Annotated in this window: 12 protein-coding genes; 7 read left to right on the forward strand and 5 right to left on the reverse strand. The window is 43.5% G+C overall.

Annotated features, from left to right (window positions below; genetic code table 11):
• Positions 1–3: 3 nt before the first annotated feature.
• Positions 4–417 (reverse strand): YmaF family protein, encoded by a 414-nt coding sequence (locus NZD81_RS06380; RefSeq protein ID WP_080478223.1) that lies wholly within the window; start codon positions 415–417, stop codon positions 4–6.
• 89 nt (positions 418–506) lie between these two features.
• Here NZD81_RS06380 and NZD81_RS06385 point away from each other — a divergent pair, with 89 nt between their 5' ends.
• From NZD81_RS06385 to ebrB, 3 genes are all read left to right on the forward strand, one after another.
• On the forward strand, positions 507–788 hold the full coding sequence (locus NZD81_RS06385) for a hypothetical protein (protein ID WP_014664059.1): 282 nt from the start codon (positions 507–509) through the stop codon (positions 786–788).
• A 135-nt stretch (positions 789–923) separates the two neighbouring features.
• The gene (ebrA, locus tag NZD81_RS06390) at positions 924–1241 is read left to right on the forward strand and encodes a multidrug efflux SMR transporter subunit EbrA (protein ID WP_014664058.1); all 318 of its coding nucleotides are present in this window, start codon (positions 924–926) and stop codon (positions 1239–1241) included.
• A 13-nt stretch (positions 1242–1254) separates the two neighbouring features.
• Positions 1255–1608 carry a multidrug efflux SMR transporter subunit EbrB gene (gene ebrB / locus NZD81_RS06395; RefSeq protein ID WP_069149626.1) on the forward strand — a complete coding sequence of 118 codons (354 nt, stop codon included), beginning with the start codon at positions 1255–1257 and terminating at the stop codon, positions 1606–1608.
• A gap of 13 nt (positions 1609–1621) precedes the next feature.
• On the opposite strand, the gene NZD81_RS06400 is transcribed toward ebrB, so the two are convergent.
• The 3 genes from NZD81_RS06400 to NZD81_RS06410 form a co-directional block, all read right to left on the reverse strand.
• Positions 1622–2074, reverse strand: coding sequence for an OsmC family protein (locus tag NZD81_RS06400; RefSeq protein WP_095432816.1), 453 nt, complete (start codon positions 2072–2074; stop codon positions 1622–1624).
• A gap of 69 nt (positions 2075–2143) precedes the next feature.
• Entirely contained in the window at positions 2144–2851 is a 708-nt protein-coding gene (locus NZD81_RS06405) for a poly-gamma-glutamate hydrolase family protein (protein ID WP_014664055.1), read from the reverse strand.
• 279 nt (positions 2852–3130) lie between these two features.
• Positions 3131–3364 (reverse strand): hypothetical protein, encoded by a 234-nt coding sequence (locus tag NZD81_RS06410; RefSeq protein WP_014664054.1) that lies wholly within the window; start codon positions 3362–3364, stop codon positions 3131–3133.
• A gap of 222 nt (positions 3365–3586) precedes the next feature.
• Here NZD81_RS06410 and aprX point away from each other — a divergent pair, with 222 nt between their 5' ends.
• From aprX to NZD81_RS06430, 4 genes are all read left to right on the forward strand, one after another.
• Positions 3587–4915 (forward strand): serine protease AprX, encoded by a 1329-nt coding sequence (gene aprX, locus NZD81_RS06415; protein WP_069149625.1) that lies wholly within the window; start codon positions 3587–3589, stop codon positions 4913–4915.
• Between the two features lie 108 nt (positions 4916–5023).
• The gene (locus tag NZD81_RS06420) at positions 5024–5848 is read left to right on the forward strand and encodes an MBL fold metallo-hydrolase (RefSeq protein WP_282372147.1); all 825 of its coding nucleotides are present in this window, start codon (positions 5024–5026) and stop codon (positions 5846–5848) included.
• A gap of 78 nt (positions 5849–5926) precedes the next feature.
• Positions 5927–6283: a protein YmzB gene (ymzB, locus tag NZD81_RS06425; RefSeq protein ID WP_282372145.1), complete on the forward strand. Its 357-nt coding sequence runs from the start codon at positions 5927–5929 to the stop codon at positions 6281–6283.
• A gap of 229 nt (positions 6284–6512) precedes the next feature.
• The gene (locus tag NZD81_RS06430; protein WP_147771921.1) at positions 6513–7727 is read left to right on the forward strand and encodes a cytochrome P450 family protein; all 1215 of its coding nucleotides are present in this window, start codon (positions 6513–6515) and stop codon (positions 7725–7727) included.
• A 42-nt stretch (positions 7728–7769) separates the two neighbouring features.
• On the opposite strand, the gene NZD81_RS06435 is transcribed toward NZD81_RS06430, so the two are convergent.
• Positions 7770–15377: a beta-ketoacyl synthase N-terminal-like domain-containing protein gene (locus NZD81_RS06435; protein WP_282372142.1), complete on the reverse strand. Its 7608-nt coding sequence runs from the start codon at positions 15375–15377 to the stop codon at positions 7770–7772.
• Positions 15378–15390: the final 13 nt, after the last annotated feature.

A 15390-nucleotide genomic window follows, 5' to 3' on the forward strand; every position in this document is an offset into this window, starting at 1 on the left:
CTTCTACCAGCCGATTGGCTCATTGCCGACAATTTCCCTCGTCTGTCCTTTCAGGGTATGACGGTGCGTTTTTCTTTCGTCATCTCCGGGAGCATAAACAACCCCTCCGTACTGGATCTCAACCGGCTTGTTATAGGCCAGATACGTCGTTTCTTCGATTTCATGATAATGTGTGCCATCTGCTAAAGGAATCGCTGGCCCTGAGATTCCGTAATACCGATGAAAATGGCCGTTTTCAAATGAAGTGATCCCTGTATAGTAATGTGTGTGCTGATCGGTATTTGATCCGTTTGCGGGCTGAGTAAACCCTTCAATCAGATGATAATGGCCCTGTTCCCTCGATGTTTTGACATGATAAGCATGTGCATGGGGCGGTGCTTTCGACCAGTCAGACTGATACAGGCCCAATGTGTTCACATCCTCTTTTTTCCTTAATTCGCCCAATCAAATCCGGGCAGGCTGAATACACTGCATCATCTACACTTTATTACAGGAGGAAAGAAAACATGAACGAGTTAGAGAATTTCAGTCCTGAAGATACAAGAATATTTGGAAGACCTTTTGGATTCGGGAGACCATTTGGATTTGGAAGACCTTTCGGATTCGGTTACGGGTTTGGAAGACCCGGATTTGGCTATGGATTTGGGTTTGGCCGGCCATTCGGATTTTTTGGAGGCCCGTTTATCGGCGGCCTTGCAGGCGGGCTTATAGGAAGCGCTTTATTTAATCCTTATTTGTATGGCGGATACCCCTATTATCCGTATGCTCCGTTCCCTTATTATTATTAATCGCAAAAGACCCCTTAAAAAGGGGTCTTTTTAATTGTGTAAAAATGAATCTCTTGACTCATACATAAGCATACACTAATATTTTTCTAGCTGAAGCTCTTTTCTAATCTAAAAATATAGTGAGGAGAATTTAAGATGTTAATAGGATATATATTCCTCACGATTGCCATATGTTCGGAATCGATAGGGGCAGCCATGCTGAAAGTATCTGATGGCTTCAAAAAGTGGAAGCCGAGTGCCTTGGTCGTCATTGGCTATTCCCTCGCCTTTTATATGCTGTCACTGACGTTAAACCATATTCCCCTAAGCCTCTCCTATGCGACTTGGAGCGGGGCGGGAACGGTGCTGACGACAGTAATCGGAGTGAAATGGTTCAAGGAAGAACTGAATGCGAAAGGGCTTTTCGGGATTCTTTTATTAATATCAGGGGTCGTGTTACTTAACTGGCAGTAAAGGAGTGAGGATGATGAAAGGATTGCTTTATTTGGCTCTCGCTATTTTATCTGAAGTGTTTGGAAGCACGATGCTGAAGCTTTCAGAAGGATTTACACAGGCCTGGCCCATTGCCGGAGTCGTAGTCGGATTTCTTTCCGCTTTTACTTTTCTAAGCTTTTCTTTAAAAACAATTGACTTATCAAGCGCGTACGCAACATGGTCGGGCGTTGGTACCGCGCTTACAGCCATTGTCGGTTTTTTGCTTTTTGGCGAAACCATCAGTTTAAAGGGAATATTCGGTCTCACGCTTGTCATTGCGGGCGTGGTCGTGCTAAATCAGTCGAAAGCCCACGCTGAAGATAAAAAACAGACGGTCTGTGAGTAACCGTCTGTTTTCATTATTCTCCCCCCGCTTTTACAGAGGCTTTAAGCTGCAGCTCAACATTCCCTTGAATCGCGCGCGAAATCATGCATGACGACTCCGCTTTTTCACAAAGCTTGTGCGCCAATGCGATGTCGTCTTGTGAAGCATCATGTTTAAGCACAACAGAGGGACGGTGAATAATCTTTTTGTATGTAAAGACTCCTTTCGTGACGTCGACAATACCTTCTGACTCCATCTGCAAGTCTTCTTTTTCCAGCCCGCTTCTTTCCATCATCGCTGCAAGTGTAATAATATAACAGGTCGCTGCCGCACCGAGAAGCATTTCATCAGGGTTGGTCCCTTCTCCCGGTCCATCCATTTCTTTAGGGATGGAAATCGATGTGATCAGGTTACCGCTTTCGATCGTACCCACATCATTGCGTTTACCTGGCCAGTTCGCTTTTAAATAAAAATGATGATCTGCCATTGTTTTGCCTCCTTGTTCATCCTATTTCAGTCTACTGACCTTCTCGTATTTTGTCTCCTGATCTGCTTGTTACGAATACTCTTTTTCCAGGACACCCTTGATCGCACTGACATAAGCATAAAATTCACTGTTCTTTGTGTATTTTCTATTTTTATAATAAAAATCATCAAAAAATGCTTCTCTCTGCTCGCGGCTGATTTCCAGCTGTATACTTAGCCCCGTTTCTCCTTGGTTGTTAATGTTTTCGGCATTCAATCCAGCGAGACCGCTTTTAGACGACGCTAATTCAGCGGAAAAACCTCTCCGCTCAAGAGCTCTCACAATCATTTTTGCCCGCTTTCGATCCGTTCCCCCTACAAGGGTATTTTTGTTCTCCCCTTTATATCCGTGAAAAGCCACCACATATTGATGCTCCTTGATTTTCTTTTTAGCTAATGGCTCATCAAAATTGGTGCTTGTAATATGCAGCGTTTGGTTATCATGGGACTTCAGCCCTTCAAACAGGTATGTAGAGTATTCATGATTGAAATACCGAACAAGCTCACTTACTCCGCCTTCAATTCTTCCGCCATGCGGAGACATAATTAAGACTTTGCTTCCTTTTTTCTCATTATATGAAATATCGTAATCGGCTGGACTCTCATTCTCTGCCAAGCTGCTGAAATTTGAATATGTATCTGGCTGATTTGATGGTTCAGGTTCTAATGAGTAATGAACATATCTCAAGAACAAGACAATGGCTAAGACTAATATGACATTTAGTAAAAATCTTCTCATGTTTAACTCCTTTCATAAGAATGGCACGGTTCATTATATGAGGTTTAGCCAATAGGTTTTATCTTACCATTGTATACACGATATCATCAGTGAAAAAGTTCCCGGTTTCAAAAAATCAATTGATTGTCACGGTTATTAGCGGTTCATTTCAAATAAGAGTGAAAAAAGGTTGAGAGGAAAGCCAAAAAAGGTAGGAACAACCTCACTTGGCAAATAAATGTATATAGGTTTAAGGAGGGTTTTCGTAACAGGCTGTCCGTTTGCTTAGACGGACGCCTGTTACTGGCCTGCAAAATAAAGATTTTTCTTATTTGTTCTCACAAAGTCACAGGAGAGGATAGAGTCCAATAAAAATGTTCTGATTTGTTGTTTCGAAAAACAAAATGCTTTGATTTTCGTTTTGCTTTTCTGCCTTACAATAATCGTTCTTTTACTAATTGTTCCGTCTTTCTTCATATATATAATGCTGATTGGCATTTGGCTTTCCAAAGATCGATGTAAGTAGAAATTCATACAGCCGCTCTCCCCTTCCAGTTTGATATGACCACATTATAATACGAACAAATGTTCCTTTTCAATCCCCAATGATTTCCTCAACCTCTCATCCATCGTATCTAATACGAAAGATTCATAAAAACAAACTCTTATCCGCCTCTTATAAAGGACAAACAAACTTACCAAACCTATCATCTGTTCATAGAGTATACAGAGAACCTTATAATAGGAGGAAAATACATGTTTGGGTACTCTATGGTACAAATGGTGAGAGCAAATGCTCATAAGCTAGATTGGCCGTTACGGGAAACCGTATTGCAGCTTTACAAGCCATTCAAATGGACTCCTTGCTTCTTGCATAATTTTTTCGAAACCAAATTGAAAAACAGAAAAAGAATGTCAGTCATTATTGAATTTGAGGAAGGCTGTCACGAGACCGGCATTCAAATGGCTGGGGAGGTACTGCAAAAAGAAAAACGCAGTAAGCTAAAAACCCGCTTCAACAAAATCAACTGCTGCAGTGCGGAGGTTACCCCCTCAGCATTACATTCTCTTCTTTCTGAATGCAGCAATATCCGTAAAGTGTATTTAAACCGCGAAGTCAAAGCGCTTTTAGACACGGCAACTGAAGCAAGCCATGCGAGGGAAGTCGTCCGAAACGGGCAAACCCTGACAGGAAAAGGCGTTACTGTCGCTGTTGTCGATACAGGAATCTACCCGCATCCTGATTTAGAAGGCAGGATTATCGGGTTCGCGGACATGGTCAATCAAAAAACAGAGCCATACGATGATAATGGTCATGGCACACATTGTGCAGGTGATGTCGCAAGCAGCGGCGCATCCTCTTCCGGAAAATACCGCGGACCTGCACCGGAAGCCAATCTCATCGGCGTAAAGGTATTAAACAAGCAGGGTTCAGGAACGTTAGCAGATATTATAGAGGGTGTCGAGTGGTGTATTCAATACAATGAGGACAACCCTGATGAGCCGATTGATATTATGAGTATGTCGCTCGGGGGCGATGCCCTTAGATATGATAATGAACAGGAAGATCCGTTAGTCAGAGCGGTTGAAGAAGCGTGGAACGCAGGGATTGTCGTCTGTGTCGCTGCCGGAAACTCAGGCCCTGATTCGCAGACCATTGCAAGCCCGGGCGTGAGCGAAAAGGTGATTACAGTAGGTGCGCTTGACGATAACGATACTGCAAGCAGCGATGATGATACGGTCGCTTCCTTCTCAAGCCGCGGTCCGACAGTATACGGGAAAGAAAAGCCCGATATTTTAGCGCCGGGTGTTAATATTATTTCCCTTCGCTCTCCGAATTCATATATTGATAAGCTTCAAAAGTCAAGCCGTGTAGGATCTCAGTACTTCACAATGTCAGGAACCTCGATGGCAACACCAATTTGCGCAGGAATCGCAGCTTTAATTCTCCAGCAAAACCCGGATCTTTCACCCGATGAAGTGAAAGAGCTTTTGAAAAACGGCACGGACAAATGGAAAGATGAAGATCCGAATGTGTACGGAGCGGGCGCTGTCAACGCGGAAAATTCCGTTCCCGGCCAATAAACAGCATCAAAAAGCAGGCAATTCTCTCAGCAGAACTGCCGGCTTTTTGTTTGAATATTCATAATCATAAGGTAAAATAATGGAAAATGGATGAAGGAAGTGAAGAAAGTGCCATATTATATCTGCAACACATGCGGTGTGCAGCATGCACAGACTGTAGATCCGTCCAACTCGTGTCTGATTTGCGAGGATGAGAGACAGTATATTCATCCTGACGGACAAACTTGGACAACCCTTGAAGACATGCGTGAGAAAGGAAACCTTCAAAACATCCTCAAAAAGGAAGAAGACCATCTTTACAGCATCAAAACTGAACCAGAGTTTGCGATTGGTCAAACAGCCCATCTGATCCAGCATAAGGGCTTTAATGTGCTGTGGGATTGCATTTCATATCTTGACCAAAGGACAATTGACCAAATCAACGAATCAGGCGGTATTCAAGCCATCGCTTTGTCTCATCCACATTATTACTCTACTCAGGTTGAGTGGGCTGAAGCATTTCAGGCCCCGATCTATATCCATGAAGATGACAAAAAATGGGTGACAAGACCAAGCAATCACATTCACTTCTGGTCAGGGGAAACGCTCAGCATGAAGCCGGGGCTGGATCTTTACCGACTGGGCGGACATTTTAAAGGCGGTGCTGTTCTTCATTGGAGCAACGGCAATGAAGGGAAAGGATGTCTATTGACTGGAGATATCATTACGGTTACAGCGGATCGAAACTGGGTCAGCTTTATGTACAGCTATCCAAATCTCATTCCCCTTCCCGCATACAAAGTTGAAGAAATAGCAGCCAAAGTGAAACCGCTTCAATTCAACAGGCTTTACAATGCTTTTTCTAAAGTGGTCAAAGAAAATGCCGGCGAAGCTGTCCAGCGTTCTGCCATACGTTATATCAAGGCTTTGAACAGCGAATTGTTTCATACATAAGGGGTGAGGCGGCTCTTTTCCGTGTAAAAGATGCTGCAATTGGGAATAGTATCGTGTAGATCAAAAGGAGGAATATTGATGGCATACACGAATACACAGCTTTCCCAATGGCTGGAATCAAAAGTCGGCCAGACACTTGATATTAGAAAAGGTGAATTGACCCATGATGAAGAGATATCAGACTTGGATCAGATTGTTCTCCACCTTCAAAAAGTGGCTATACGAAGCACGAGTCACCCTGATGACTATGTAGCGAAAGAAGAGCTCGTTTTAGAAGGTGAAGGAACAACCTTCACTGAGGACGGAAACGTGCCGCTTCCGCAAAATGCCTATGAGATTCCTTTATTAGGTGATATTCATATTCACCAAGAAAACGAAGGATTGAAGGTCATAACAGATCGTGCAGTATATACAATTGATATCCAGCACTGCTGACTCTCACTTTCATCAAAATAATGCAGCTTAGCGCCTTTGAGCATTCGTTCAAAGGCGCTAATTTACATCAAGCCCTTTTTTCGCTTTTTCGTTCTTCATCCTATTGAATGACGCCTATAATAGATATATAGTTTTAGAGACAGGATTACATTTCAAATTATTCTGTTTTTTGTATACGAGTTCAGCAATTTGATTCATCTATTTACCCTATTAGGCGAGGAGAATGCAAATGGAAAAATTGATGTTTCATCCGCATGGTAAAGAGTTTCATGATAACCCTTTTTCAGTTTTAGGACGATTTAGAGAGGAAGATCCCATTCACCGATTTGAATTAAAACGGTTCGGAGGCACGTATCCGGCTTGGCTAATAACCCGATACGATGATTGTATGGCCTTTTTAAAAGACACTCGAATTACAAGAGACGTGAAAAATGTGATGAGCCAAGAACAAATCAAAATGCTCAACGTTAGTGAAGATATCGATTTTGTTTCCGATCATATGCTGGCAAAAGACACACCTGACCATACCCGCTTGAGATCACTTGTTCATCAAGCATTTACTCCCCGAACCATTGAAAATCTGCGCGGCAGCATCGAACAAATTTCTGAACAGCTTTTAGATGAAATGGAAAAAGAAGATAAAGCGGATATCATGACATCCTTCGCTTCCCCTTTGCCTTTTATTGTTATATCTGAATTGATGGGAATTCCTAAAGAAGATCGAACACAGTTTCAAATCTGGACCAATGCGATGGTTGATACCTCTGAAGGTAACAGAGAGCTGACTAATCAAGCCCTTCGTGAATTTAAGGAGTATATCGCCAAGCTGATCCATGACAGAAGGATAAAGCCAAAAGACGATTTAATCAGCAAACTTGTACATGCTGAGGAAAACGGCAGCAAATTAAGCGAAAAAGAGCTTTATTCCATGCTGTTCTTGCTCGTTGTAGCGGGCCTTGAAACGACTGTAAACTTACTCGGCTCCGGCACCCTCGCATTGCTGCAGCACAAGAAGGAACGTGAGAAGCTCAAGCAGCATCCCGAAATGATTGCTACAGCAGTTGAAGAATTGCTGCGATACACCTCACCTGTCGTTATGATGGCAAATCGGTGGGCCATCGAAGACTTTACATACAAAGGGCATTCGATCAAAAGAGGAGACATGATTTTTATAGGCATCGGATCTGCCAATCGCGATCCGAACTTTTTTGAAAACCCCGAATTTTTAAATATAAATCGGTCGCCTAACAGACATATTTCTTTCGGTTTTGGCATTCATTTCTGCTTAGGAGCGCCTCTTGCCAGGCTGGAAGGCCACATTGCATTTAACGCACTTCTGAAGAGGTTTCCTGATATTGAACTCGCGATGCCTGATGACATTCAATGGAGAAAAAATGTCTTTTTAAGAGGATTAGAAAGTCTCCCTGTTTCACTTTCAAAATAACATTCAAAACGCCCCCTTCAAAAGAGGGGGCGTTTGTGTTTCTCAGCGCTTCACCAATTCATCTTCTTTTTTCGCTTCATGTTTTTTCCTGAAAGCCTTAAGGAAATTCGCATTTACTACTCCCTTATTTGAATAGAGCTTTTCGCAAAATTCTAACATGGCTGCTGATGCTTTCGGTTCGGTTAATATCATGAAGTGGTTGCTTGAATCGACATCTACCAGATGGAAATGGGGAATTTGCCGCTCCCATTCCTCCCAATAGGCAGCTTGATCAAACGGTTCTTTTTCATTTGATAAAGTGAAATAAATGTCTAAATCACCAAAGAAAGACCTGCTTTTGTTGCGGAAATAATAACATTTTACTGCCTCAGGGTCAGGGAGAGGCTTAACAGTATACGACTCCAAATCATAGGCGCGCTGTGTTTTCATCATTTGCTGAGCCTGTGAACGTATTTGCTTCTCTGATTTGTTTAACCCTCGTTCTTTTGCCAGTTCAATCAACACAGACAGGAATTCTTCATCCTCTAAGCTTATGTCCACCTCTTCACGGCTGATGAGGACATCAGTAAGCTTATCCCGTTTCGCAATCGGTGCCAGCATCATATTAATTGTTTGCAGCATTGACGTTTTCATAGATGCCTCATACTCTTTTGTCTCAGAACGATATGGGGAGTCAATCATCACCATGCTTTTGACAGAAAGGCCTTGGCTTTGCAGCTGGCGTGTGACTTCATATGCAATCATCCCGCCTAATGAATATCCGCCTACATCATAAGGGCCTTCAGGCTGTATGGATCGAATGATCTCTATATAATAGGAAGCGATTTGTTTAATTCCGTGCAAAGGAGCATACTCAGTCATGAATCCTCTGGCTTGAATGCCGTAAAAAGGGCGCTGGCTCTTTTGTGCAAATTGCTGATAGATTTCAACCCCTCCTACTCCGCCATGGAACCAAAAGACAGGACGCCCCCGCTTCCCGTCATTTAACGGTATCAATTCCGGAAACGTGCGAGCGTGATCATTTTGCAAGGATGTATCCTCCTGTTTCTTTGCGATCAAGTCCGTCATGTCCTGAACCGTATGACATGCTTGAAGCTCCGTCAAGACTATGTGAGGGTTTACCTTTGATTGCAATTGCTGTAATAACTGTATGCAAGAAATCGAATCAAACCCGTACTGCTGCAATGGCTTTTGAGGCTGCAGTTCATCTGGAGCCATCCCTAATACATTTGCTAATATGTGAGGATCGCCGCTGTTGTTGATATGCTCATCCTGTGAAACAGAAGGCGTATTCTCTACTGCTTGAAAGCCGTTCCAGCAGCTTCTCTTTTCAAATGGATAGGTTGGCAAAGGTATTCTGCGGGCACCTTTTCCTTTATAAAGCTTCTCCCACGGGATTTGCACCCCTTTTGTCCAGCAAAACGCGATCTTTTCAAGGTTGTTTCCGGACAACAAAGACTCGATCACCATTTCTCTTAATGGCCCATCAAGCAATGTTATGATATCTGACGTGCCATTTTCTTCATTTCCGCTAAAGACAGGTACAGTGTTTTTCGGCTTATCGCCTTTTTTCTCAGCTAAGCAGGCTTGCAGGCCGTTTACCAGTTCTTCTTTATTGCGGACAACCAGTGCCAGGCGGTCCCCCATCTCCTCTCGGCCGGTTTGGAGTGTATAAGCATAATCTTGTAATGACAGTTCTTGTTGTTTATTCACATAGTCAAGCTGCAGTTGAACAACTGCTTTTAGCCTGTCCTGATTCTTTGCGGAAAGAACCACAATGTGGGCATCATGCTCATTCATACTAACCGGTGGTTTTGGTAAAGGAATATATTCTTCTAAAATGACGTGCGCATTTACGCCTCCAAAGCTATAGCTGTTGATACTCGCTCTGCGAGGAATTTTGTTGCCTGCATCGTCATGTAAATCTCCCCATGGCTGGTTCTCGGCAGTCACTCGGAAGCGAGTGCCCTTTATTGACACCTGGTCATTCAAAGATGAAAATCCCGATATGCCTGGTATTATTTGATGCTTCATCGCCATGCTGACCTTCATAATAGCAGCCATGCCGGAGACGAGTTCACCGTGTCCGATGCTCGGCTTTAAGCTGCTGATATAACATGGCGCTTCCTCCTGTACTTCCTGAAGTTCCATCTGACTGGATCCTGACTTTAACGCCTCCAATTCTATCGCGTCTGCCAATGGAGAGGCGATCCCATGCGCTTCTATATAGGTCACCGTTTTGGGATCAATTTGTGCTCCTTGATAAGCCTTCTTCATTGCATCCTTCATACCGACCGGATTTGGCGCGTGAAGCGACATTCCCCTGCCGCCATGCGATACACCCGAACCCTTAATAACCGAATAAATATGATCAGAATCATCAATGGCTTTTTGCAAAGGTTTAATAATGAGAACTCCTGCTCCTTCACTTCTGACAAAGCCATTTGCATCTGCTTGAAAGGATTTGGCCTGTCCTTTCTTACTCAAATAGCCCATTGAGTCGAAGCCAATAAAGCCTTTTGGTGAAAGCAGCAAATTCACAGCCCCGACAATGGCTTGCTCACATTCGCCGTTTCGAATGGATTGTATAGCTCTGTGCAAAGCCACTAGAGCTGAGGAACAGGCAGCTTCATAATATTCACTTGGCCCTTTTACATCAAGCGCATAGGATATACGGTTTGGAATTAAGGATGGAATCACAGCTGTATCCGTATTGCCGGCTGCGACAAATACTCCTGTCGGGCGGCTTGATAAGGCCTGTCCGGTTAAGCCTGCGTCTTCCATCGCCTTCCATGCATGTATCAAAAGCAGAAACTCCTGTGGATCCATATTCGCCGCTTCTTTAGGCGATATGCCAAAAAACAGGGGATCAAACTCACCTATTCCTTCTATAAAACCGCCCCATTGAAGGCTTGATTGCCCTTCCTTATCGGCTGAGGCATATTTTCGCCAGTCCCAGCGTTCTTTCGGCACTTCAGAGACACAGTTCTTTCCTTGAATCATGTTATTCCAAAATTCCGTTACGCTGTTTGCTTTCGGAAACTGTCCCGACATGCCGATAATGGCTAACCCGTCAGCCGCGTTGTTGGTTGTTTTATCTGTCTTCATCTCAATAGCTGGAATCTGTTTCATTTTGATTTCGGATTGAGCTGGGCGTTTCTGCTGCTGATCAGTTTGGCCAAACAGCCGCACAAATGATGTTTCATGTTTGGCTTCAAAAAATTCGGTCAGCTCATCAACAGTCGGATATTCAAAAAACAGTGTCGGATTTAATTCGATCTTTGTCTCTGACTCCATCTCCCTTGTCAGTGCAACCAACTGAGAAGAATCGATTCCAAAATCCATGATATGCGCTTTTGCAAGAGACAATTTTGATGGATCGGCCATGTTGACTGCCAGTTTATCTGTTACATAGCTTCTGATACGTTCTTTCAGATTGCTGTCCTTGATGGCCGTATTTTCAATTCCTCCTTGATTCGAAATACGAAGCTGCTTCAACGAGTAGCCTGAATAGTGGAGGACTGTTTCTGACGACTCATTGATCACATCTACATCAAACAGAAGCATGTCACCTGTATTTTTAACCATTGTAATTAAAAGCCAGCAATCCTCTTTTATCGTTTGCTTTGTAAACTGGATATCATTGATTCCAAATGGCAGGTACCCTCCCGTCATGTCAAACTGCTCTAAGAAGCTGAGGATGGCCAAGTAGGCGCTGTTTGTCACCAATGGGCTTACAGTGTAGTGATGATCGTTTGCCAGTCCGTTTTGAGGCAGGCGAATTTTTGCCAGTATAGACTTGTGATCTCTGTAGAGATGAGTAATTGTCTTAAATAACGCCCCCCATTCAGGGCCGTTTCCGGTTTTATACATCTGATCAATGTGATGAAGCTTGGTTAATGAATGCTTTACGTTCTCGATATTTACTTTTTTCGGCTTAAAAGAACCGATTCCGCATTGTCCGATTGCGGCAGGCTTCCACGAACCAGAAGCCGGCTCTCGATACATGATTTGGAGTTCTATGACATGATCTTTTTGCAGCGGCTTTGCATGCAGTTCAATGGTCTCGCCTTGTTTGATGACAATTGGATTGATATAGCTCAATTTGCTGATACGGCCGCTGTTTTCCTCAGGGAACAAGTTAAAAAACGCTTCTATGGCCAGACTGCCATAAGTGGCACCGACAAGCACCCGTTCATTGTTGAAGATATGTCCTTGAACATAAGGCTCATCATAAGTGAATTGATCCTGTATGACCGGCTGATGGATATCACCTTCAACAGCTGACGAATTCTCATTGATCGGCGTTTCATCGAAATGAAATGATGTATTATGGTCAAATACATAGTGAGGCAGATGAACCCAGCCTGTTCCTGTAGCTTCTTGAAAAGCAATCGATCCCCCTTGTACCCACTGCTCTGCTGCGCTTATTTCTCTATCATTAGTTACTGATTCCGCACATGGCTGTAAATCGAATGATGTATAAATGCCTTGCTGGAGTGAGCTTTTTTCTGTTGTTCGGAACATCTTTAGTTTTTCGATCAGCTCCTGTGTCGATGTCACTGTAAATGCAGCCCTATGCTCTAAATTGTGGTTGATCCGGTGTAAAGCCTGTACAACGGGTTCAATATCCAGAGACGCTTCCTTCCCTAAAAACAATTCCATGTTTTCAAGGTAGCTAAGCAGGCTCCATTTGGTTTTGGCTGAAAAAACGGCAGTGAATTCCTGCTGGCGGGAAGCGAGATGTTTTTTCTCAGAGGCCGTCTCTATATATTCTTCTATAATGAGATTAGCATAGGCACCCCCCGCCCCGAAGGAATTGATCATGCTTCTGCGCGGCAACTGCTTTCCAGTGTCAGGATCATTCAAACGATGCCATGGCTCTGTTTGTTCCTGAAGATAGAAAGCCGTGTTTTCCAGCTTAATATTTGGATTGACAGGCGTCGCGTTAATTGTCGGCACCAGTGTCCCATTCTTCATCTGCAGCAAAACTTTTGTCAGCTGAGAAATGCCTGAAGCCGCCTCTAAATGCCCCAGATTGGATTTGACAGAGCCTATCGCACAAAACTGTTTCTTGTTTGTATATTGCTGAAACGCGTTTGTTAAGGCAATTACTTCAATAGGATCGCCAAGTGCCGAGCCATTTGCCGCCGATTCAATATAGCCGATAGTCTCTGGATCAATGCCGGACTGCTGAATTGATTTGGCAATTAATTTCGCTTGCTGCTTCGGGTCCGGAGCTGTATACATCTGTCTTCCGCCGCTATGGTTGGCAAAACTGCTTTTGATCACAGCGTAAATATGATCCTGATCCTCAATTGCCTTCGATAGCGGTTTTAACAGGACAGCACCGACGCCTTCCCCGGGAATAAGCCCGTTTCCTGTGCCAAAACTTTTGCTTTGATTGCCGCTTCCCAGCAGATTGGCACGCTCCAAAGAATCATATTTAGAGAGATCGAGTGTTAAATTGACGCCTCCAGCAATCGCCATTGAGCAGCTTTTCAATTTCAGGCTTTCACATGCAAGATGTATGGCGTTTAATGAACTGGAGCATGCTGAGCTGACCGCGATACTCGGTCCGGTCAGGTTAAAAAAGTGGGAAACCCGATTTGCAATGTGCCAGTCTCCCCCATTTGAGCTGAGGACTGCCTGCTCTAAAGATGGGATATTCCAAAAATACTGGTTATACATATTCCCTATAAAAACACCTACTCCGTCATCATCCCGCAATTTATCCAGCCGGGTTCGCGTATAGCCGCCGTCCTCAAACGTTTCCCAGACGGTTTCTAAACATAAACGGAGTTCCGGTGTCATTTCCATGACCCGGTTTTGCTCCACCTCAAAAAGCTGATGGTCAAATGCCTCTATATCTTGTAAAAATCCGCCAAAGCGCTTCTTATTCGACGGCTTTTTTGGATCCTTTGATAATGTTTTCAATAAAGATGTGCGCCATCTGGATTCCGGTGCCTCTGTTATACAATTGTCTCCAGCGATTAAATGCCCCCATAGCTCTTCTAAACTGTTAGACATCGGATAGCGCCCGCTTACCCCGATTATTGCGATATCTTCTGTACGAGGATCATTTACATGTGTTCCTTGCAAATTACTTGTCTTTTCTTTTTTTGACGGTTCGGTATTTGCCAGCTGAGTTTCAGTGACTTGCTGCTCTAAAACAAAGCGGCGTGTATTAAGAGCAAATGGCTTACTAGGATCTGTACGCTCTGTTTGAAGAGGAGCTTCATTTTTTGCAGGCTGCGTTTTTTCCTTTAACAATGCTGTGCGGAGCTTATTTTCATGCCCTTTTACCAAATAATCGACGAGTTCTTTTGTATTGTTATGTTCAAATAAAATGGTTTTTGGAAGCTCCCCCGTCACCTTTTCTAATTCACGGATGAAATTCACCTGCAAAATCGAATCGATTCCATACTTCTCGAATGTCGTATCTTCATGAATACGTTCTGGTGATAGTTTGATCGATTTTGCCAAGGTATGCTTTACAAATTGAGTCGTTTGTTCGATGAGAGAATTGCTTTTCTGTGAATGAGCTTTTTCAGCATTTATTTGTATATGGCTTTGATCTGCTCCCGTCTCCGTTCTCTTCTTTTGCCGGACGACTCCGTTACTTTCAGCGGCAATGATCTGCTGGCCGAACTGATGAGATTGTTCAGCCATAAAGGAAACATAGCGAAATCCCTCACTCTCAAGCACCATTTTCCAAGTGTCTGGATACAAACCCGGGCAGCCCGGTATGCGGAGATCAGGGTCCTCATACAGCCACCAGCCCTCTAAAAGGCCAAACGTCAAATGCGAATATATATTATGATTACTTATTTCATTTAAAAGGAGCAGCCCGTTCTTTTTCAAAACTGCTTTTGCATTTCGCAATGTCTGCCGGATATTTTTTGTGGCATGAAGCACATTTGCCGCGATAACTGCGTCGTAGCCTCCCGCGTCAATATGCTGTTCAGCCGCCGGCTCCTCGACATTAAATCGTTTATATGTCAAATAAGGATTGTCCAGACCGTACTTATTTTCTGCATGCATTAAAAAAGCTTTAGACAGATCTGTATAACAATATTCTTTTATATGTGTCTGCCAGGCTTTCAATTTTTGAAAAACTGCCGCGCTTGTCCCGCCGGTTCCGGCACCGATTTCTAATATTCGAATCTTCGCCCCAGGCTCTTGCTTCAGGCGTTCCTGCAGATAGGCTGTTAACGTATCCGCCAGCACCTCATTAAAATAGTCTGCGACTTGATTGTTTTTATAGACCCCTTCTACTAAATCCATAGATGAATCCGGAAACAGGATATCGGTGGCAGACGCCTTGCCGGTCAAAATGTCCGGCAAGGCTTTAAGTGCTGTCTCCACCAATGTCACCATGGCTTTCATATTATCATCTTGAAGCAGGTTTGATTTTTGTTGATTCCATTCCTTCCATAGTTCATCTATATTCTCCATTGAGCATGTGGGAATATATCCGTTCTCCGTTCGCTTCAGGTATTGCTGCCGTTCTAAAATGGATTGGCTTTCTTCGAACCATCTGCCATAGAAATTCTCCAATACCGGCTGAGATTTACTTTCAGTGAAAAAACCTATGGACTGCAATTGTGCAAAAAGCATTTTACAGAGAATGTCTTCTGTATTCAGCATTGGCGCTTCCCCT

The organism is Bacillus sp. B.PNR1 (genome assembly GCF_030386235.1).
In the GTDB taxonomy this organism is placed as follows: domain Bacteria; phylum Bacillota; class Bacilli; order Bacillales; family Bacillaceae; genus Bacillus; species Bacillus stercoris.

Coding starts and splice junctions, on each gene's coding strand:
- NZD81_RS06430 (WP_147771921.1), top strand. CDS start 6,513: ATGGAAAAATTGATGTTTCATCCGCATGGTAAAGAGTTTCATGATAAC.
- ebrA (WP_014664058.1), top strand. CDS start 924: ATGTTAATAGGATATATATTCCTCACGATTGCCATATGTTCGGAATCG.
- NZD81_RS06400 (WP_095432816.1), bottom strand. CDS start 2,074: ATGGCAGATCATCATTTTTATTTAAAAGCGAACTGGCCAGGTAAACGC.
- ebrB (WP_069149626.1), top strand. CDS start 1,255: ATGAAAGGATTGCTTTATTTGGCTCTCGCTATTTTATCTGAAGTGTTT.
- NZD81_RS06410 (WP_014664054.1), bottom strand. CDS start 3,364: ATGAATTTCTACTTACATCGATCTTTGGAAAGCCAAATGCCAATCAGC.
- ymzB (WP_282372145.1), top strand. CDS start 5,927: ATGGCATACACGAATACACAGCTTTCCCAATGGCTGGAATCAAAAGTC.
- NZD81_RS06385 (WP_014664059.1), top strand. CDS start 507: ATGAACGAGTTAGAGAATTTCAGTCCTGAAGATACAAGAATATTTGGA.
- NZD81_RS06405 (WP_014664055.1), bottom strand. CDS start 2,851: ATGAGAAGATTTTTACTAAATGTCATATTAGTCTTAGCCATTGTCTTG.
- aprX (WP_069149625.1), top strand. CDS start 3,587: ATGTTTGGGTACTCTATGGTACAAATGGTGAGAGCAAATGCTCATAAG.
- NZD81_RS06435 (WP_282372142.1), bottom strand. CDS start 15,377: ATGCTGAATACAGAAGACATTCTCTGTAAAATGCTTTTTGCACAATTG.